At 62.2% G+C, this 16,449-nt stretch carries 22 protein-coding genes and 1 tRNA gene; 16 read left to right on the top strand and 7 right to left on the bottom strand.

Annotated elements, in window-relative coordinates:
* The first annotated feature begins 2 nt into the window (after nt 1–2).
* The 10 genes from ACQ7JA_RS03025 (at nt 3) to ACQ7JA_RS02980 (ending at nt 5,154) form a co-directional block, all read left to right on the top strand.
* Complete coding sequence (locus ACQ7JA_RS03025) at nt 3–389, top strand: HIRAN domain-containing protein (protein WP_430894416.1); 387 nt, start codon at nt 3–5, stop codon at nt 387–389.
* A 36-nt stretch (nt 390–425) separates the two neighbouring features.
* Nucleotides 426–1,427: a hypothetical protein gene (locus ACQ7JA_RS03020; RefSeq protein WP_430894415.1), complete on the top strand. Its 1,002-nt coding sequence runs from the start codon at nt 426–428 to the stop codon at nt 1,425–1,427.
* Nucleotides 1,428–1,430: 3 nt separating this feature from the next.
* Nucleotides 1,431–2,003 (top strand): hypothetical protein, encoded by a 573-nt coding sequence (locus ACQ7JA_RS03015; RefSeq protein ID WP_430894414.1) that lies wholly within the window; start codon nt 1,431–1,433, stop codon nt 2,001–2,003.
* Between the two features lie 424 nt (nt 2,004–2,427).
* The gene (locus tag ACQ7JA_RS03010) at nt 2,428–3,153 is read left to right on the top strand and encodes a hypothetical protein (protein ID WP_430894413.1); all 726 of its coding nucleotides are present in this window, start codon (nt 2,428–2,430) and stop codon (nt 3,151–3,153) included.
* The gene (locus ACQ7JA_RS03005; protein ID WP_430894412.1) at nt 3,150–3,326 is read left to right on the top strand and encodes a hypothetical protein; all 177 of its coding nucleotides are present in this window, start codon (nt 3,150–3,152) and stop codon (nt 3,324–3,326) included. The genes ACQ7JA_RS03010 and ACQ7JA_RS03005 overlap by 4 nt, the downstream gene beginning before the upstream one ends.
* Complete coding sequence (locus tag ACQ7JA_RS03000) at nt 3,323–3,646, top strand: hypothetical protein (RefSeq protein WP_430894411.1); 324 nt, start codon at nt 3,323–3,325, stop codon at nt 3,644–3,646. Before ACQ7JA_RS03005 ends, ACQ7JA_RS03000 begins: the two co-directional genes overlap by 4 nt.
* Nucleotides 3,646–3,813 carry a hypothetical protein gene (locus ACQ7JA_RS02995; protein ID WP_430894410.1) on the top strand — a complete coding sequence of 56 codons (168 nt, stop codon included), beginning with the start codon at nt 3,646–3,648 and terminating at the stop codon, nt 3,811–3,813. Before ACQ7JA_RS03000 ends, ACQ7JA_RS02995 begins: the two co-directional genes overlap by 1 nt.
* A complete protein-coding gene (locus tag ACQ7JA_RS02990; RefSeq protein ID WP_430894409.1) occupies nt 3,810–4,556 on the top strand; it encodes a hypothetical protein in 747 nt (248 codons plus the stop codon). Before ACQ7JA_RS02995 ends, ACQ7JA_RS02990 begins: the two co-directional genes overlap by 4 nt.
* Nucleotides 4,553–4,951 (top strand): hypothetical protein, encoded by a 399-nt coding sequence (locus tag ACQ7JA_RS02985; RefSeq protein WP_430894408.1) that lies wholly within the window; start codon nt 4,553–4,555, stop codon nt 4,949–4,951. Before ACQ7JA_RS02990 ends, ACQ7JA_RS02985 begins: the two co-directional genes overlap by 4 nt.
* Nucleotides 4,951–5,154 carry a helix-turn-helix transcriptional regulator gene (locus ACQ7JA_RS02980; protein WP_430894407.1) on the top strand — a complete coding sequence of 68 codons (204 nt, stop codon included), beginning with the start codon at nt 4,951–4,953 and terminating at the stop codon, nt 5,152–5,154. Before ACQ7JA_RS02985 ends, ACQ7JA_RS02980 begins: the two co-directional genes overlap by 1 nt.
* Before the next feature lie 66 nt (nt 5,155–5,220).
* On the opposite strand, the gene ACQ7JA_RS02975 is transcribed toward ACQ7JA_RS02980, so the two are convergent.
* The 6 genes from ACQ7JA_RS02975 to cysS form a co-directional block, all read right to left on the bottom strand.
* Nucleotides 5,221–5,313, bottom strand: a tRNA-Ser gene (locus tag ACQ7JA_RS02975).
* Nucleotides 5,314–5,413: 100 nt separating this feature from the next.
* Nucleotides 5,414–6,661: an aspartate kinase gene (locus ACQ7JA_RS02970; RefSeq protein WP_430894406.1), complete on the bottom strand. Its 1,248-nt coding sequence runs from the start codon at nt 6,659–6,661 to the stop codon at nt 5,414–5,416.
* Nucleotides 6,662–6,808: 147 nt separating this feature from the next.
* The gene (tilS, locus tag ACQ7JA_RS02965) at nt 6,809–8,170 is read right to left on the bottom strand and encodes a tRNA lysidine(34) synthetase TilS (protein WP_430894523.1); all 1,362 of its coding nucleotides are present in this window, start codon (nt 8,168–8,170) and stop codon (nt 6,809–6,811) included.
* Nucleotides 8,171–8,207: 37 nt separating this feature from the next.
* The gene (locus ACQ7JA_RS02960) at nt 8,208–9,185 is read right to left on the bottom strand and encodes an acetyl-CoA carboxylase carboxyltransferase subunit alpha (RefSeq protein ID WP_430894405.1); all 978 of its coding nucleotides are present in this window, start codon (nt 9,183–9,185) and stop codon (nt 8,208–8,210) included.
* Between the two features lie 121 nt (nt 9,186–9,306).
* Nucleotides 9,307–9,957, bottom strand: a complete 651-nt coding sequence (locus ACQ7JA_RS02955) for a DNA-3-methyladenine glycosylase family protein (RefSeq protein ID WP_430894404.1) — start codon at nt 9,955–9,957, stop codon at nt 9,307–9,309.
* Nucleotides 9,957–11,342: a cysteine--tRNA ligase gene (gene cysS, locus ACQ7JA_RS02950; RefSeq protein WP_430894403.1), complete on the bottom strand. Its 1,386-nt coding sequence runs from the start codon at nt 11,340–11,342 to the stop codon at nt 9,957–9,959. Before cysS ends, ACQ7JA_RS02955 begins: the two co-directional genes overlap by 1 nt.
* Nucleotides 11,343–11,551: 209 nt before the next feature.
* Here cysS and ACQ7JA_RS02945 point away from each other — a divergent pair, with 209 nt between their 5' ends.
* From ACQ7JA_RS02945 to ACQ7JA_RS02935, 3 genes are read left to right on the top strand one after another with little or no spacing between them, the layout of a single operon-like run.
* Entirely contained in the window at nt 11,552–12,211 is a 660-nt protein-coding gene (locus ACQ7JA_RS02945; RefSeq protein WP_430894402.1) for a peptidylprolyl isomerase, read from the top strand.
* A gap of 50 nt (nt 12,212–12,261) precedes the next feature.
* Nucleotides 12,262–12,753: a peptidylprolyl isomerase gene (locus tag ACQ7JA_RS02940; protein ID WP_430894401.1), complete on the top strand. Its 492-nt coding sequence runs from the start codon at nt 12,262–12,264 to the stop codon at nt 12,751–12,753.
* Nucleotides 12,754–12,793: 40 nt separating this feature from the next.
* Nucleotides 12,794–13,540, top strand: coding sequence for a UDP-2,3-diacylglucosamine diphosphatase (locus ACQ7JA_RS02935; RefSeq protein ID WP_430894400.1), 747 nt, complete (start codon nt 12,794–12,796; stop codon nt 13,538–13,540).
* A gap of 117 nt (nt 13,541–13,657) precedes the next feature.
* Here ACQ7JA_RS02935 and ACQ7JA_RS02930 read toward each other — a convergent pair whose 3' ends face one another.
* Nucleotides 13,658–14,050 carry a type II TA system antitoxin MqsA family protein gene (locus ACQ7JA_RS02930; RefSeq protein WP_430894399.1) on the bottom strand — a complete coding sequence of 131 codons (393 nt, stop codon included), beginning with the start codon at nt 14,048–14,050 and terminating at the stop codon, nt 13,658–13,660.
* A 190-nt stretch (nt 14,051–14,240) separates the two neighbouring features.
* On the opposite strand from ACQ7JA_RS02930, the gene ACQ7JA_RS02925 reads away from it, so the two are divergent.
* From ACQ7JA_RS02925 to ACQ7JA_RS02915, 3 genes are read left to right on the top strand one after another with little or no spacing between them, the layout of a single operon-like run.
* Entirely contained in the window at nt 14,241–14,618 is a 378-nt protein-coding gene (locus tag ACQ7JA_RS02925; RefSeq protein ID WP_430894398.1) for a GntR family transcriptional regulator, read from the top strand.
* Nucleotides 14,615–15,472 (top strand): ABC transporter ATP-binding protein, encoded by an 858-nt coding sequence (locus ACQ7JA_RS02920; protein ID WP_430894397.1) that lies wholly within the window; start codon nt 14,615–14,617, stop codon nt 15,470–15,472. The genes ACQ7JA_RS02925 and ACQ7JA_RS02920 overlap by 4 nt, the downstream gene beginning before the upstream one ends.
* Nucleotides 15,469–16,437 (top strand): hypothetical protein, encoded by a 969-nt coding sequence (locus tag ACQ7JA_RS02915; protein WP_430894396.1) that lies wholly within the window; start codon nt 15,469–15,471, stop codon nt 16,435–16,437. The genes ACQ7JA_RS02920 and ACQ7JA_RS02915 overlap by 4 nt, the downstream gene beginning before the upstream one ends.
* Nucleotides 16,438–16,449: the final 12 nt, after the last annotated feature.

Below are 16,449 nucleotides of genomic sequence, written 5' to 3'. Positions count from 1 at the left end.
GTATGGCAGAGATCGAAGTTCCATTCATCCGCGGGCCAGGTTACTACCCGATCAATGTCGCCGGCGAAAGCTTCTATCCCGAGGCCTTCGCCGCGCTTTGCGGGCCACGCGGGCTAGAACCGGTGAACATCGAGGTCCGCGCGCGCCTCGAGCTGCAGGACGATAACGAGCACGACAAGCAGGCAGTCCGCGTGTCGATCCAAGGCCGCCAGGTCGGGCACTTGCCGCGAGAAGCTGCGCGCGCGTTCCGCCGCACTGTGCGGTACGGGAAGCTTGCCGAGCATGAGGCCTTCGAGTGCGCGGCGATCATTTGCGGCGGATGGGATCGGGGCCCGGAAGGCGCCGGCAACTATGGCGTGCGGCTGGATCTGCCGCAGAATGATGATTGAATTTTCTTATCAATCGGTTTAATCGGAGACTTAGTTTTGGTAAAGCCCAATAAAATTAAGAAGCATTTCTTCTATAAACAAGCGGCTTTCACTCAGCCGACCACTGATACTCTGCAAAATCTTTTAGCGAAGGCTCTAAAAAAGTTCAAAGCTAAGCAGCGTCACGAAATTACGTACGAGGCTAATATCAACGATGTTGATGCGCCGCCTCAAGAGTGGCTTCGATTCGTGAACTCACCTCGGGCGCTGAGTGGCTTCCAGTTTGGCGTCTTGCTTTTATATTCGCCAGGGCTGCATCATATGGCCGTTGAACATACGGACGAAGAAAAGGATGAGCTCGATGTGACGAAGCTTGCCCCTCCTCTTGGTAAGCGATTTATGGAATCGCCACTGTACTTTGGAGTTCGAGATAATCATGTGGTGCTCATCCAATCGAAATCGCTTCGTAATGAGTCTCTGGAAAGCCATTTGAACTGGCTGTTGCATGAATCCGGGGTCTTGGTCAAAGGGGTCAACGTTAAGCTGACAGATACGATTCCGAACGAGGTCAAGAAAAAGCTGAGCAAGAACTCAATTAAGCGCATAGCTCTTCAGGCGCCGTTCTTCGAGTACACCCCTGCTGACCCTGCGAAAAAATCGCCAACAGAGATCATAAAATCCGCAGCTGGCATCGGCATGAGCATGCTCAAAGCGGTCCTGCCTGATGCGAAGTATGACGCTCTCTCGGCAAAAGAGCTCATGGACACGAAGGACATCCGACTGACGTTCGAGATCAAGGTTGTAGGTCGACACGCGGATGTCAGTGACAACGACGTGATGCGTTCGCTGATGGAGGCCATGCGGCACGTTGATGATCCGGATATGGTATTTGCTGAGGTCAAGGGTGTGGGAACCGTGAAGGGAAGCCTCATGCGCGTACATGACTCTCGCACGGTCGCAGCCGTTGATGGAGTCCTGGTGCTAGAGGACGCTTATGAAGCTATGAGGCAATGGCTGGAAAGTCTGATTGACACTGGTGCGATTAACAGTGACCATTGAGGCATGAGATATTGGCTTGCCATCGTTGGAGCAGCGGTAGCAGCGGCGACTAGGCACTGGTCTCCGGCGATCTTTGACGAACTCATCAAGGCAACCGGATTCGCCTCTGGCTTTCTTACTCTAGGCGGACTCTTGACCGCGAGCTGGGCGGGCTGTCTGACGAAGCTGTCGGCTTTTGAGAAGCTAGAGGACCTTCCAACGGACTCGCGCGAACGAGTCATGAACTTTGCTCGTAATACGCGGAAAAAAGTCATTGCAACCGTGATCACGAACGTCCTTCTGGCTGCAGCCTCGATCACGACAGTCCTTCTGGCACAACTGCCCAGCCTGCAAGGAGTCGCGCTCCCCGTAGCTATGACTTACCTTTTATGCGTCACGCTGGGGTTTTGGTGTGGCGGGCTTTTTGATAGCTGGCGACTCTATCAGGTCATCGAGGCAAGTAGAGAAGCGATGTTGGTTGCGCAGATCGAGATCAAAAAGCGAACCACGTACGTCGCGAAGATGAGAAAAGACGCGACTGAGTCACCGATTGCAAAAGGTGACGCTCACTTAAACGGCTATACCACCAACGTGTAACTCCCCCCTTCCCTAGGCATGTTCCAGATCCCCCACCTGGAGGCCCGTCGCGCATTGGACGATCTGCACGGCGTCTGTAACGCCCAAAGCGCTAGCCTGGCCCAGCCGCCAACGAAGTAGATCAAAATCTCCTATTGCAGCCAATACCCTGCTAACTGGGACTTTGTCATGCCCACCCTCCAGGCCCGCACTCGCGGGCTTTTGTATCGCCGCACCATGCGAGCCATTTCGGAAGTTTACGCCGACTACAACTTTCGCGCCGATTTGATTACAACTTTTTATTGCAACTCAATTTTTTTGTTGTAACCTTAGGTTGTAGATCGCTGACGGGCTTGGTTCCCTGATCAGTACGTGAAAACAAAAAAGCCACCCGGCGCTGCAACGCTGGATGGCCTCGTACAACCTAAATTTTTGGAGCTCGTTTATGGAGCAGCGTAATGCTAACACGAGTGTTGCGGAAAAATCAATCGTTGATTTTGCAATTCCGCAACAAAAAGCCGGCGGTGTGCTGATCGAAGGCGTACACACGATTCATCTCCCTCTGCGATTCGCAGGCGGGAATCTCGGCCTCGGCTTTGGCCTTGACGAGATCACCGTGTACTTTGTCGACGCAGAGGGCAAGCGATTTAAGACTGAATCGGTCCAGTGGCTTCTCACCCACGTCGAGGACTTCGTGCCGGGCCGAGATCAGGACTATGTGCTGGCCGGTGCCGCCACGCAGTATGGACTCGGCCCCTATGCGCTGATGGGCTTCGACTTCTCGGCGAAGTGGAACGTGGTTGACGAACATGGCAACGTGGTCGAGGAAGACCTGGCGCGGTCCCACGCGGCCGAGCTGGTGGACGACGAAGCTGCGCAGCGCGCCTGGGACTCGCCGGCGGAATGCTCTTACCGAATCGAGCGCGCTCCTACGCCCCCGGGAGGTGAGCGTCATGAAGGGCCGCTCGTCTTGCTGCACCACAGCCTAGGCGTAACTGACTTCGAGGGCGTCGCGGTGAAGTCGCACGCCGGCCGCTGCGGCATGATGCTGGAAGAGGTGCTGTGGCGCCTTGATCAGTTCAGCGACGATGATCAGGCCGAGATCCTGGCCGGCTTGGCGAAACACTTCGACATGGGCGACGCGCGCGTAGAAGCGGCAGGTGCGGCATGAATGTGCTCCAACTTGCTGGCGCCGCCATGCTCGTCCTGTTTGCTGCTGCCTGGCTCGTGCTGGCGGCGAGGAGCGCGATGGCGAAGGCGGCGCTTCACGGCGTCTTGTTGGGCGGCGCTGTGTCGGCATACGTCGGTCTCGCCTGCTGGCTGATCGCGCGAGGTGCGGTATGAGCAAGCACTTCACCCCGGACGGTGATCAGTACCTGCTCTCGCCAGCTGCAGCTCTCGTCATGACATCGGATGCGATTCGCAGCTCTGAAACCAGTCCGGCGGGTAAGGAACGCTCGCTGCGTGTCATCACCCAGGTGATGGAAGTCGCCCGAAAGATGAGGTTCGAACAGGCCGGCACGCTCGAGACGATGCTGCTGTTCGGCGCCGAGTCGGCGCGACTGCTGGCTCTCTGCGACGCGCTTGTGCAGCACATTGGAGGTTGGGCCGTCGTCGCCATCGTGCGCCGGGTTGCGGCCTCTGGACCTGAGGGAGGCGCCTGATGCCCGGCTACCAGACCTTCCGCACCGCAGCTCCTGCGCTCGTTCGCCTGGCGCGCACCAGGGCCGCAGCAAATGCTGGTTTCCTCGCCATGATTCTGGTCGGAGGCTTTGTCATCGACCGCCTGTTCGGCGTCCTGCTCACTGTACTGGAGATTTTTACGAAATGAAGATCATCATGATCGATACCGCGGCGCTGGCTACGATTGTCCAGGAGCTGGCCAGCGAAACCATCGCCGGCGTTGGTACGCTGTTTCTGAACGGCCGGGCCGACGGAGTCGCAAGCCTGCACCGGCGCCTACTGCAGCTGGCCCGTGCGCCGGCGCCGGCCGCCACGCTGGCCGACCACGCGGACGTGATTGGCCCGGTGGCTTGGCATCACCAGCTGCCCGCCGGCCAGCAGTTCCTCGACGGTCGCAATAGCCGAGTCGTCGAAGGCCTGCAGGAAGCGCTTGGACACAAGGACCGCTTCGGCGGCATCCTGGCGCCGCTGTTCAAGCTGACCAGCGTCGGCAACTCGGAGACCTGGGCGGCCGAGGCCGACGCCGCCGCCGCGGCACCAGTACCGGCCTCGTCCCTCGACCAGGTAGTCGAGGTGCTCGAGGGCGCGCTGGTAGAAGATGTGCTTCCCTACCATTCGCCCGAATGGGTTGAGCGCGCACAGGCTGTCATCGCCGCGCACAAAACCAACCGTGGTCGTGAAATCGGCCAGCGCCAGCGCGAAACCCGCATGGATATTGGCTCTGACCGTGGTGGTGAGGCGCTACAGCGCCAGCCACAAGCGTACGAAATCCCCACCGGCCGACCTGTGCTGCACGACATCGGTGCCGCCATGGCAGCTGCAGCGGTCGACGCGGCAGCGGAGGGCCACCCGGACGCGCACAAGACGGCAAACGAAGGCGGTGCTGCATGATCAAGACCTGGCGCGAACGCCTGGGCCTGGGCGAGGCCTACCCCTTGCACGCCCCAACCGATGTCGAGCGAGCGATGGTCGCCGAGATCGCGGAGCTGCGCGCGCGGATCGAGCGGTTGGCGCCAGACGAACAGCGTCAGCTGCTCGTCATCGGCGGCCAGCGCCTGGGCAAGTCTGCCCTGCTCGACCTGCAGTGCAACGCCGCGCGGTACCTCTGGCTGCGCGACAAGGCGGACAAGATGACCGGCTCGGCGGCGCCAATGGTCGCCAGCCTTGACGCCGCCGGCGGCATGGTCGCGCTGCTGGACGGGGACGAGCTGGATGCGGCAGTCGATATCGCGATGGCGCAGCGGGCGCCGCGCGCACCAAACACGAAACGAACCGGGACCAACTGATGAACGCTCCGAAACAATTCCTTCGCCTGCCGGCCGTGATGACGGCCGTGGGCCTCGCACGGGCCACGATCTACAAACGGATCAAGGCCGGCACCTTCCCGGCGCCGATCCAACTCGGCCCGCGCGCGGTCGCATGGGACGCGCAGGCGATCGCGGATTGGCAGGCAGCACTGCCGACCGGCACGAAAACCGAACTTGTTTAGGACGTAGGTAGGAACGGGGGTAGCAGAAAAGAGAAAAGCCCCTTCATAGGGGCTTTTCGGTGTTTTTGGCGGAGACGGTGGGATTCGAACCCACGATACGGGTATAAGCCGTATGCTTCCTTAGCAGGGAAGTGCCTTCGGCCACTCGGCCACGTCTCCAATCAGTGCCGACTTGTATGTCAGTCAGCGCTGAGTGCACGCATCTTAAGGGCTGGTGCACGTTGCGTCAAGGACGCACGCCCGAAAATTTTGAAAATTGTTAAGCTTGCTCGAGGTTAAAAGCCTTGTGCAGCGCACGGACGGCCAGCTCCATGTATTTCTCGTCGATCAGGACCGAAATCTTGATCTCGGAGGTCGAGATCATCATGATGTTGATGCCCTCTTCCGACAGGGTGCGGAACATCTGCGAGGCCACGCCCACATGGCTGCGCATGCCGACGCCGACGGCCGATACCTTCGACACCTTCGCATCGCCCAGCACCTTGGCGGCGCCCAGGGACTCGCGCTGGGCTTCCAGCACGCTCATCGCCTTGGCGTAGTCGCCCCGCGAGACCGTGAAGGTGAAGTCGGTCTTGCCGTCCACCGACTGGTTCTGGATGATCATGTCGACTTCGACATTGGCCTCGGCGATAGGGCCCAGGATGTGGAAGGCGACGCCCGGCTTGTCCGGCACGCCCAGGACGGTGATCTTGGCTTCATCGCGATGAAAGGCGATACCGGAGATGACGGCTTGTTCCATATTGCTTTCTTCCTCAAACGAAATCAGTGTGCCGGACTTCGCTTCCTCGTCCAGCGGCATCAGGGGATCGGTCAGCGACGACAGCACGCGCGTCGGGACCTGGTAGTTACCTGCGAATTCGACCGAACGGGTCTGCAGCACCTTCGAGCCCAGCGAGGCCAGCTCCAGCATTTCCTCGAAGGTGATCTTGCTCAGGCGACGGGCTTCGTGCACCACGCGGGGGTCGGTCGTGTAGACGCCGTCGACGTCTGTGTAGATCAGGCACTCGTCGGCCTTCAGGGCGGCGGCGATCGCCACGGCCGAGGTGTCCGAACCGCCGCGGCCCAGGGTCGAGATGTTGCCATCTTCGTCCATGCCCTGGAAGCCCGTGATGATCACGATCTTGCCCTGGTTCAGGTCATTGCGCACGCGGGTGTCGTCGATCGACTGGATGCGCGCCTTGGTGAACGAGGAGTCGGTGCGGATGCCCGCCTGCCAGCCGGTGTAGGAGACCGCGTCCTTGCCGATCGCCAGCAGCGCCATCGCCAGCAGGCCGACCGACACCTGCTCGCCGGTCGAGGCGATCATGTCCAGTTCGCGCGGGTCCGGTTGCGGCATGATTTCCTTGGCCAGGCCGATCAGGCGGTTGGTCTCGCCGGACATCGCCGACGGCACGACAACGATCTGGTGGCCGGCGTCATGCCACTTCGCCACACGGGCCGCGACATTCTTGATACGGTCCGTCGAGCCCATCGACGTACCGCCATACTTGTGGACAATTAAAGCCATATCAGGAAGGGTTCCAGCTTGTTGAAAGATCAAAAGGGGACCCTTACTCTAGCATGCTGCAACGCAGTATCACAAGGCTCGGGGGGAGAAAAAGCTATACGAAAAGAAAATAAAGTAATACCTTTTTCGTATAGAAACTATGGCCCCCTATTCCGCCCGCGGCTCCCAGCGCAGGGCGATGCGATCCCCCTGTCCTGACTCTAGAAACCGGCAATCCATGCCGATCCAGGCGGCAAACAGGAGGGAGCGATCGGTGCTCACGATCGGCGCCCTTTCGCGCTCCCAGCTTGGCACGCCCAGCGCCTGGTAATGCTGCTTGAGCGAGCGCGTCGGGCGGTTGGCCGCCGGCTTCAGGCGCTCGCCGCCCTTGCGGAAGTCGATGATCAATTCCTGGCTGCGCAGCCAGGCAGGGTCGAAGCCCGTGTCGGCGGCATCGAAATGCAGCACGCCGCCATAAGCCGGGAAGGCGATGCTCGTCTCGCCGTTCCAGCGGAAGGACTGGCCTGGCTTGTCGAGCACGCCGGCGTCGTCCGGATCGCGCATGCCTGCCAGGTCCGGCAGGCGCGGCGTGATATGGAGCTTGCCGCGATGGCGGCGGATGTGGCAGGCCGGATGCGTCACTTTCAGCTGCGCGTCGTCGCGCGCCGAGAACAGCTGGGCCACCATTTCGCCCAGCCAGGCGGTCGACGGCATGGCCAGGCCGCGTTCTGCAAACAGATGACGCAGCAGATTGTCGGCCCGCTCGCGGCTGAGCAGCTGCAGGCGCGCAAGGTCGACCGCGTCGCCATCCAGGCAGGCGGCCAGGTCCTGTGCTGCCAGTTCGTCAAGAAGGCGCTGGCTCGAGGCAGCATGGACGGCACTGCGGGCGACACGCTGCTGAAAACCGGGGAAGCTGGCTGCCAGCGCCGGCATGACGGCGTGGCGCAGGGCATTGCGGGCGTAGCGCGCATCCAGGTTCGATTCGTCCTCGACCCACGCGATGCCCTCTTCTTTCGCATAGGCCTCCAGCTCCTCGCGCGACACGCCGAGCAGCGGGCGCGCCATGACGAGCTCCGGGTCGCCCAGCAGGCCGGGCGCGCGGTTGGCGGCGTCCATGCCGGACAGGCCGGCCGGGCCGGCGCCGCGCAGCAGTTGCAGCAGGACGGTCTCGGCCTGGTCGTCGAGGTGGTGGGCCGTCAGCAGCAGGCGCGCGCCATGGGCGCGGCACATCTCGCCCAGCGCCGCATAGCGCAGCTTGCGGGCCGCCGCCTCGATGCCCGACTTGCCCTTCTCGACCGCCACGCGGCGATGGTCGAAGGGAATGCCGAGCGCAGCGCAGGCCGCGGCGCAATGCGCCAGCCAGGCATCCGCGTTCTCGCTCAGTCCGTGGTGGACGTGGAAGGCGTAGAGGGCGACGTTCTGCTGCGCCGCCCAGTCGCGGGCGAGGCGCAGCAGCGCCATCGAATCGAGTCCGCCGCTGAGGGCGACGGCAAGGGAGGTGGGGGAATACGCGACGCGCAGACCATGCATGGCCTGCGCGAAAGTGGAAAGCTTCAAGCTGCGCGACTCACTCTTCGCGTGGCAGGGTTTCCTTGAACTTGCCATAAGCCATCAGCTTGGCGTGACGGGCGTCGAGCAGTTCCTTGGTCTTCATGCCCTGGAACTGGCGCAGGGTGTCGGCCAGCGCGCGTTTCAGGAGCTGGGCCATCTGCTTCGGATCGCGGTGGGCGCCGCCCAGCGGTTCGTTGACGATCTTGTCGATCAGGCCGATGGCCTTCAGGCGGTGGGCGGTCAGGCCGAGGGCGTCGGCGGCATCCGAAGCGCGCTCCGAGGTCTTCCACAGGATCGAGGCGCAGCCTTCCGGCGAGATGACGGAATAGGTCGCGTACTGCAGCATCAGCACCGCGTCGCCGACGGCAATCGCCAGCGCGCCGCCCGAGCCGCCTTCGCCGATGATGGTGGCGATCAGGGGCACTTTCAGCTCGGCCATGACGTAGAGGTTATGGCCAATCGCTTCGGACTGGCCGCGCTCTTCCGCGTCGATGCCCGGGAAGGCGCCCGGGGTGTCGACAAAAGTAAAGATCGGCAGGCCGAACTTCTCGGCCACCTTCATCAGGCGCATGGCCTTGCGATAGCCTTCGGGCTTGGGCATGCCGAAGTTGCGCATCGCGCGTTCTTTGGTGTCGCGGCCCTTCTGGTGGCCGATGACCATGCAGGGCTGGCCGTTGAAACGGGCCAGGCCGCCGATGATCGACTGGTCGTCGGCGAAGGTGCGGTCGCCATGCAGCTCGTGGAAGTCGGTGAAGATCGCGTTCACGTAATCCATCGTGTAGGGACGCTGGGGGTGACGGGCGATCTGCGACACTTGCCACGGGGTCAGCTTGGCGTAGATGTCCTTGGTCAGTTGCTGGCTCTTCTTGGCCAGGCGGTCGATCTCTTCGGAGATGTCGACGGCGGAATCGTCCTGCACGAAGCGCAGCTCTTCAATCTTGGATTCGAGCTCGGCGACCGGCTGCTCAAAATTGAGGAAAGTTGTTTTAGTCATTGTACCTCCGGATTATTTCGTGGCCGCAACGTTCCGTTCGCGCGGCATTGGACTGATTTTGGGGCGTATTCTACCGTACCCTTGGCGGGTCGGGACGCCGACATGCGTCTTAGCCACCCGTTCATACCGGGTCGAGGCTGCGCCACAGGTACCAGGTTGCCACCGTGCGCCAGGGTTCCCAGTTGGCCGCCACCTCACGTGCGTCGCTGCGGGAAACCGGTTCCCCAGAGAAATAATTCTGGCTGATGCCCTGGATCAGGCCAGGGTCGTCGAGCGGCAGCACGTTCGGACGGAGCAGATTAAATATCAAAAACATCTCCGCTGTCCAGCGGCTGATGCCGCGGATCTGGACCAATTCGGCGATGACGGCCTCATCGTCCATCTGCGACCACAGATCGGCATGGACGCGCTTGGCCTTGAAATGGTCGGCGAGATCCAGGATGTATTCGGTCTTGCGCTTGGACAGGCCGCAGCCGGCCAGCTCGCCGGCGCCCGCTTTAATCACTTGTGCAGGGGACAGCTTGGGGGAGATCGCAAGCAGCTTCGCCCAGGCCGCGTCGGCGGCCTTCGGGGTTACCTGCTGGCCCACGATCGAGCGCGCCAGCGTCGTGAAAGGATCAGGTTGACCGCGCAGGTGCAGGTCGCCGATCTGCGGGATGAGCTTGTTCATGATGCGGTCGCGCTCCATCAGCGCGGCCTTCGCCTCCGCCCAGTAGGCGGGGACGGTCAGCTCCGGCACGTCGGCCGCGTCCCTGTCCTTGTGCGCGGCCATTATGCGCGGCGCCAGGTCGTCGTTCCGTCCGGCTTGTCTTCCAGGATGATCCCGGCGGCAGTCAGTTCGGCGCGGATGGCATCCGCTTCGGCAAAGTTGCGGGCCTTCTTGGCCGCGGCGCGGCGGGCGATGGCATCGTCGATACTGGCGTCGCCGCCTTCGCTGCCGCCCTGCAGATAGGACTGCGGGGCGCGTTCGAGCAGGCCCAGCACGCCGGCCAGCGCTTTCAACTGGCGAGCCGCATCGAGCGATTTGCTGCGATTGACTTCACCGGCCAGGTCGAACAGCTCGGCCACGGCCAGCGGGGTATTGAAATCGTCGTCCATCGCTTCGCGGAAGCGCACGGCGTGTTCCTCGTCCCAGTTAACGGCCGGGGTCTCGGCATCGATGTCGACGGTCGCCAGCGCCGTGTACAGGCGGGTCAAGGCGCCCTTGGCATCGTCGATGTGGGCGTCCGAATAATTCAACGGACTGCGGTAGTGGGCGCGCAGGATGAAGAAGCGGATGATCTCGGCGTCGTACTTCTTGAGCACGTCGCGGATGGTGAAGAAGTTGCCCAGGGACTTGGACATCTTCTCGTTGTCCACCCGCACGAAGCCGTTGTGGATCCAGTAGTTCACCATATTGCCGCCGAAGGCGCCTTCGGACTGGGCGATCTCGTTCTCGTGGTGCGGGAACTGCAGGTCGGCGCCGCCGCCGTGGATGTCGAAATGCTCGCCGAGGGTGGCGCAGGACATGGCCGAGCACTCGATGTGCCAGCCCGGGCGGCCCTTGCCCCATTTCGAATCCCACTTCGCCTCGACCGGCTCGGATTCCTTGGCGGCCTTCCACAGCACGAAGTCGAGCGGGTCGCGCTTGCCGCTGCTGACGTCCACGCGCTCGCCGGCGCGCAGGTCGTCCAGCGACTTGCCCGAGAGCTTGCCGTAGCCTTCGAAGCCGCGCACGGCGTAGTTGACGTCGCCATCCTCGCTCCTGTAGGCAAGGCCTTTCGATTCGAGCTGCTCGATGATCGACAGCATCTGCGGCACGTGCTCGGTCGCGCGCGGCTCCAGGGTCGGCGGCAGCATGTTCAGTGCGGCGATGTCTTCGTTCTGGTATGCCAGGTTGCGCTCGACCAGCTGGCCAATGGTCTCGCCGTTTTCCACGGCGCGGCGAATGATCTTGTCATCGATATCTGTGATGTTGCGGACGTACTTCACCTCGTAGCCCGAGGCCATGAGCCAGCGATAGATCACGTCGAAGGCCATCATCATCCGCGCGTGCCCGACGTGCACGAAGTCATAGACGGTCATGCCGCACACATACATGCCGACCTTGCCGGCTTCCATCGGGACAAATACCTGCTTATCACGCGCGAGCGTGTTATAGATCTTCAGTTGGCTCATGGATAGATTCTGGTGAGGGAGAGGATGGGACGCGGCAGCGTCGGGATCGTCTGAACCCTCGGGTGTTGTTCTTCTTTGATAGAATGGGACGTTCTGCGCAAAGTATAGCATTGTTAAAATCCCGGCTGGCCGCATATGGTTCAGCTTTATTTTTCGGGAAAAGACTTGACACCGTCTTGAGCGGTGTCCACCAGAGGAGAGCCGTGACGATGACCACTTCCTTCCGCCGTACGCTGATCAAGGGCCTGGCCCTGGGCGCAGGCGCCCTGCTTCTGTCCGGCGCTGCCCTGGCGCAGCAGGCCGAGCCGCAGGCCGAACCCGCTGTTGACGCAGCCCCGGCCGCGCCCGTCATCAAGGGTCCGCAGGTCTCGATGAGGACCACCCTGGGCGAGATCGTGGTCCAGCTCGACGAGGAACGCGCGCCGAAGACGGTTGCCAACTTCATGCAGTACGTCAAGCAGGGCTTTTACAAGGGCACGATCTTCCACCGCGTGATCGACGGCTTCATGATCCAGGCCGGCGGCATGAACGAGAAGTTCGAGGGCCGCAAGACCAACAAGCCGGTCAAGAACGAATCGAATAACGGCCTGTCGAACCAGCCATACACGATCTCGATGGCGCGCGAAGACCACCCGGACTCGGCCACCTCGCAGTTCTTCATCAACGTGGCCGACAACTCGGGCATCGACTATCCGAACTACCGGGGCTCAGGCTACACCGTGTTCGGCAAGGTCGTGAAGGGCCAGGAAGTCGTGGACAAGATCAAGGGTGTGGTGGTGGACGACGTGCGCGGCATGCAGAACGTGCCGGTGGTGCCGATCTTCATTAAGTCCGTTACCGTGCTCAAGGGCGACAAGCTTGTAAAATAGTGGATGTGCAATCTTGCATCCTTCAATAACACCTTAGAACAGGACACCAGATGACCAGCGTACGCATGACCACCAACAAGGGCAACATCACCGTCGAACTGGACGCCGAAAAGGCGCCGAAGACCGTTGCCAACTTTATCGACTACGTCAACAAGGGTCACTTCAGCAACACCATCTTCCACCGCGTGATCAAGGACTTCATGATCCAGGGCGGCGGCTTCGAACCGGGCATGAAGCAGAAAGCCACCGACGCGACCGTCGAGAACGAAGCCAAGAACGGCCTGAAGAACGACAAGTACACCATCGCCATGGCCCGTACCTCGGCGCCGCACTCGGCGTCGGCTCAGTTCTTCATCAACACCAAGGACAATGCCTTCCTGAACTACCCGGGCCAGGACGGCTGGGGCTATGCCGTCTTCGGTAAAGTGACCGAAGGCCAGGACATCGTCGACCAGATCAACGGCGTGAAGACCACCCGCAGCGGCATGCACTCGGACGTGCCGGTCGACCCGGTCATCATCGAGAAGGTCGAAGTCATCTGATGAAGGCGGTGCGCGTGGGGCGGCCGTACCCTTCGATTCAATGAGCACGCCCGCGCGCACATTCGCGCTGTTCATCTCGGACCTGCACCTGCAGGCCTCGCATCCGCGCACGGCCGAAGCGTTCTTCCGCTTCCTGGCCGAGCATGCGGTGAAGGCCGAGCGGCTCTACCTGCTCGGCGACATCTTCGAATACTGGGCCGGCGACGACGATCTCACCGAGCCTTTCCACCAGCAAGTGATTGGGGCCATTCGCACGGTCAGCGCTGCGGGTACGCGCGTGTACTGGCTGGCTGGCAATCGCGATTTCCTGGTGGGGCCGGGGTTTGCGCAAGCCGCGGGCCTGAGCCTGGTGGAAGAACCGCATCTCATCGAAGCCGGCGGCCGGCGCATCGCGCTCGTGCACGGCGACGCACAGTGCACTGCCGACCTCAAGTACATGGCGTTCCGCGCCCAGGTGCGCGACAAGCAATGGCAGCAACAGTTCCTTGGCATGCCCCTCGCCCAGCGCAAGGCCATCATCGCCGGGCTGCGCGAAGGCAGCCGCGAGGCGCAGGCGGGCAAGTCCTACGAGATCATGGATGTGACGCCGGATGCGGTGGACGCCGTGTTCGCGCAGACCGGGGCGGACGTCATCGTTCATGGGCATACGCACCGGCCGGCCGTGCATGAGACGGGTGGCAAGCTGCGTTATGTGTTGCCGGACTGGGAGCTGGACGTAGAGCCGCAGCGCGGTGGATGGATCGAGCTGGCCGGTGACGGCACTCTCACCTGTCACGGTTTTTCGTAGGGTGGGCGGTCCCGCCCACGCGTTCAAACGGACGATGAGTTGAGCCTGGTTCTGCGCACGAGGGAGCTGAACGCGCGGTCGGCAGAGCGTGGTCCAGTCCACTGGACTGGACCACCCCTACCGAACCGCATCCAGTAACTCAGGGTGCTTGCCCAGTAGCCGCAATAACTTCACCAACGCCGCTGGCGCATGCGCCTCCCCCGCTTCGTAGCGCGCGAAATCCCCCGCCTCATCCCCCAGCAATTCATCGGCCTTCTGGCGCGTCAGGCCCAGCCCCTTGCGCATCGCCCGGATCGTCTTGAGCTCCTCCGCATCGACCTGCTTGCGGAAGGCCTTGATCAGCTCCCCATAATGCTCGTCCTCGCCACGGGCAAACATGACTTCCTTGCAGCCGGCGCAGTGCTCGACGGAGACATCCGGGATTGTCGTGCTCTGTCCCTTGTAGCTGTAGTGCATTTCCCTGATCGCATGCGTCAGCGGCGAAACGCCGCAGTTCGGGCATGTCAGCATTGCGTCCTCCTCCTGGTACGGCACCCATCCTAGCAAATCGCGCCAGACGGCCGCGCCCGGGAAAAATGTTCAATATGTATATTGACACCCGCAAAGTCACTGTTATACTTCACTACAACACCACTTCAATGAAGCACCAACACGGAGACGACCATGCAACGCGAACCCATACCGCAGAGGAGGACTGGACATGACAGTCGGCTGGAGTGACAACACCCCCATTTACCGCCAGCTCAAGGAGCGGGTGGTAGGCATGATGCTCGACGGCGTTCTGAAAGCCGGCGACGCCCTGCCCTCGGTGCGCCAGATCGCGGCCGAATATCAACTCAATCCGATCACCGTATCGAAGGCTTACCAGGAACTGGTCGACGAGAACTTAGTGGAAAAGCGAAGGGGAATTGGCATGTACGTTACCGAAGGAGCAAGCGAGAAACTGTTGACCACCGAGCGCGAACGCTTCATCCGCGAGGAATGGCCCGCCATGGTCGAACGCATCCGCCGCCTCGGCCTGAACGTCGAGCAGCTGCTCAAGGCCTCCGGCAACAACGCCCCGGGAGGTTCGGCATGAGCGCCGTCATCGAAGCGCGCGGCCTGAGCAAGCGCTACGGCAAGCGCACCGCCGTCGACGGCATCGATTTCGACATCGCGCCGGGCCGCATCGTCGGCCTGATCGGCCCCAACGGCTCGGGCAAGACCACCACGCTCAAGGCGGCCCTCGGCCTGATCCCCTTCGAGGGCCAGTTGTCGGTGCTGGGCTTCGACCCGCGCACCCAGCGCGACGACCTGATGAAGGAAGTCTGCTTCATCGCCGACGTCGCCATCCTGCCGCGCTGGCTGCGCGTGAAGGATGCGGTCGACTTCGTGGAAGGCGTGCACCCGCGCTTCGACCGCAAGAAGGCCGAGCGCTACATCGCCAACACGAAGCTCAAGCCCGAGATGAAGGTCAAGGAAATGTCGAAGGGCATGATCGTCCAGCTGCACCTGGCGCTCGTGATGGCCATCGACGCGAAGCTGCTGGTGCTGGACGAGCCGACGCTGGGCCTCGACATCATCTACCGCAAGCAGTTCTACCAGAACCTGCTGGAAGACTACTTCGACGAACAGAAGACCATCGTCATCACCACCCACCAGGTCGAAGAGGTCGAGCACATCCTGACCGACCTGATGTTCATCCGCGAAGGCCGGATCGTGCTGGCCGCCTCGATGGAAGAAATCGGCGAACGCTACACCGAAGTGATGGTCCCGGCCGACAAGGTCGGCGCCGCCAACGCCCTGGCGCCGATCGACCAGCGCACCGTTTTCGGCAAGTCGGTGATGCTGTTCGACGGCGTGTGCCGCAAGCAGCTCTCCCAGCTCGGCGAGACCCGCAATCCCAGCGTTGCCGACCTGTTCGTGGCAACCATGAAAGGAACCTACGCATGAAAACGATGAAATGGCTGCTCCGGCGCGAGCTGTGGGAGCACAAGGGCGCTTTCTTCTGGGCGCCGCTGGTGATCGCCGCGGCCATGGTGGTCCTGATGGGCGGCGGCTTCGCCTACAGCATGGCCGTTGGCGATTCCACGAACTTCAAGTGGCAAGGCCAGAACGTGGTGTCGATCCAGGGCTTCCCGCAAGACCTGCGCTACAAGATCGCCCACGTCGCCGCCACCGGCTACCTCGGCGTCGCCGCTCCGCTGTTCATGGTGCTGGCCGTCGTCGTGTTCTTCTACTGCCTGGCCGCCCTGCACGACGACCGGCGCGACCGCAGCATCCTGTTCTGGAAGTCGCTGCCGCTGTCGGACCGCGATACCGTGCTCTCGAAAGTGATCACCGCCCTGTGCGTGGCGCCCATGATCACGATCGCGATCGGCGTGGCGACATCGCTGGTGCTGCTCCTGATCGGCATGATCGCCGCCGCCGGCAAGGGCCTGAACCTGTTCGCACCGGTGCTGATGGAGCCGAGCCTGTATCTCAGCCCCCTGTACCTGCTGGCCTTCCTGCCGCTCTACATCCTGTGGGCGCTGCCGACCGTGGGCTGGCTGCTGCTGGTGTCGAGCTGGGCCAAGTCCAAGGTTTTCCTGTGGGCGGTCGGCATCCCGCTCGTGTCGCTGGTGCTGCTGTTCTGGCTTAACTTCATGATCAGCCCGGTGGCGCCGATGCAGTTCGATATCGACTTCATCGGCAACCAGATCGTCGCCCGCATGCTCGGCGGCCTGATGCCCGGCGTGTGGCTGAGCGAAGTGGACGGATCGAGCTTCTCGCACATGCAGAACGGCCTGGACGCCATGCTGGTGCTCGGCGAGTCCTACCGGACCCTGGCCAAGCCCGGCGTGTGGCTCGGCGCCCTGGCTGGCGCGGGCATGATCTACGCGGCGATGCGCCTGCGCCGCTGGCGCGATGAAGGCTGAGGGGGCGAAGCG

This window comes from Massilia sp. BKSP1R2A-1, assembly GCF_050586525.1.
GTDB lineage: Bacteria > Pseudomonadota > Gammaproteobacteria > Burkholderiales > Burkholderiaceae_D > Telluria.
This window is presented reverse-complemented; position numbering and strand designations above follow the sequence as displayed.

Excerpts from the sequence above, each read along its gene's own strand:
- ACQ7JA_RS02995 (WP_430894410.1), top strand. The coding sequence starts at position 3,646 with ATGCCCGGCTACCAGACCTTCCGCACCGCAGCTCCTGCGCTCGTTCGC.
- ACQ7JA_RS03015 (WP_430894414.1), top strand. The coding sequence starts at position 1,431 with ATGAGATATTGGCTTGCCATCGTTGGAGCAGCGGTAGCAGCGGCGACT.
- ACQ7JA_RS03010 (WP_430894413.1), top strand. The coding sequence starts at position 2,428 with ATGGAGCAGCGTAATGCTAACACGAGTGTTGCGGAAAAATCAATCGTT.
- ACQ7JA_RS03000 (WP_430894411.1), top strand. The coding sequence starts at position 3,323 with ATGAGCAAGCACTTCACCCCGGACGGTGATCAGTACCTGCTCTCGCCA.
- ACQ7JA_RS02920 (WP_430894397.1), top strand. The coding sequence starts at position 14,615 with ATGAGCGCCGTCATCGAAGCGCGCGGCCTGAGCAAGCGCTACGGCAAG.
- cysS (WP_430894403.1), bottom strand. The coding sequence starts at position 11,342 with ATGAGCCAACTGAAGATCTATAACACGCTCGCGCGTGATAAGCAGGTA.
- ACQ7JA_RS02985 (WP_430894408.1), top strand. The coding sequence starts at position 4,553 with ATGATCAAGACCTGGCGCGAACGCCTGGGCCTGGGCGAGGCCTACCCC.
- ACQ7JA_RS02915 (WP_430894396.1), top strand. The coding sequence starts at position 15,469 with ATGAAAACGATGAAATGGCTGCTCCGGCGCGAGCTGTGGGAGCACAAG.
- ACQ7JA_RS02925 (WP_430894398.1), top strand. The coding sequence starts at position 14,241 with ATGACAGTCGGCTGGAGTGACAACACCCCCATTTACCGCCAGCTCAAG.
- ACQ7JA_RS03005 (WP_430894412.1), top strand. The coding sequence starts at position 3,150 with ATGAATGTGCTCCAACTTGCTGGCGCCGCCATGCTCGTCCTGTTTGCT.
- ACQ7JA_RS02930 (WP_430894399.1), bottom strand. The coding sequence starts at position 14,050 with ATGCTGACATGCCCGAACTGCGGCGTTTCGCCGCTGACGCATGCGATC.
- ACQ7JA_RS02990 (WP_430894409.1), top strand. The coding sequence starts at position 3,810 with ATGAAGATCATCATGATCGATACCGCGGCGCTGGCTACGATTGTCCAG.
- ACQ7JA_RS02940 (WP_430894401.1), top strand. The coding sequence starts at position 12,262 with ATGACCAGCGTACGCATGACCACCAACAAGGGCAACATCACCGTCGAA.
- ACQ7JA_RS02960 (WP_430894405.1), bottom strand. The coding sequence starts at position 9,185 with ATGACTAAAACAACTTTCCTCAATTTTGAGCAGCCGGTCGCCGAGCTC.
- ACQ7JA_RS02935 (WP_430894400.1), top strand. The coding sequence starts at position 12,794 with ATGAGCACGCCCGCGCGCACATTCGCGCTGTTCATCTCGGACCTGCAC.
- ACQ7JA_RS02955 (WP_430894404.1), bottom strand. The coding sequence starts at position 9,957 with ATGGCCGCGCACAAGGACAGGGACGCGGCCGACGTGCCGGAGCTGACC.
- ACQ7JA_RS03025 (WP_430894416.1), top strand. The coding sequence starts at position 3 with ATGGCAGAGATCGAAGTTCCATTCATCCGCGGGCCAGGTTACTACCCG.
- ACQ7JA_RS02945 (WP_430894402.1), top strand. The coding sequence starts at position 11,552 with ATGACCACTTCCTTCCGCCGTACGCTGATCAAGGGCCTGGCCCTGGGC.
- ACQ7JA_RS02980 (WP_430894407.1), top strand. The coding sequence starts at position 4,951 with ATGAACGCTCCGAAACAATTCCTTCGCCTGCCGGCCGTGATGACGGCC.
- ACQ7JA_RS02970 (WP_430894406.1), bottom strand. The coding sequence starts at position 6,661 with ATGGCTTTAATTGTCCACAAGTATGGCGGTACGTCGATGGGCTCGACG.
- tilS (WP_430894523.1), bottom strand. The coding sequence starts at position 8,170 with ATGCATGGTCTGCGCGTCGCGTATTCCCCCACCTCCCTTGCCGTCGCC.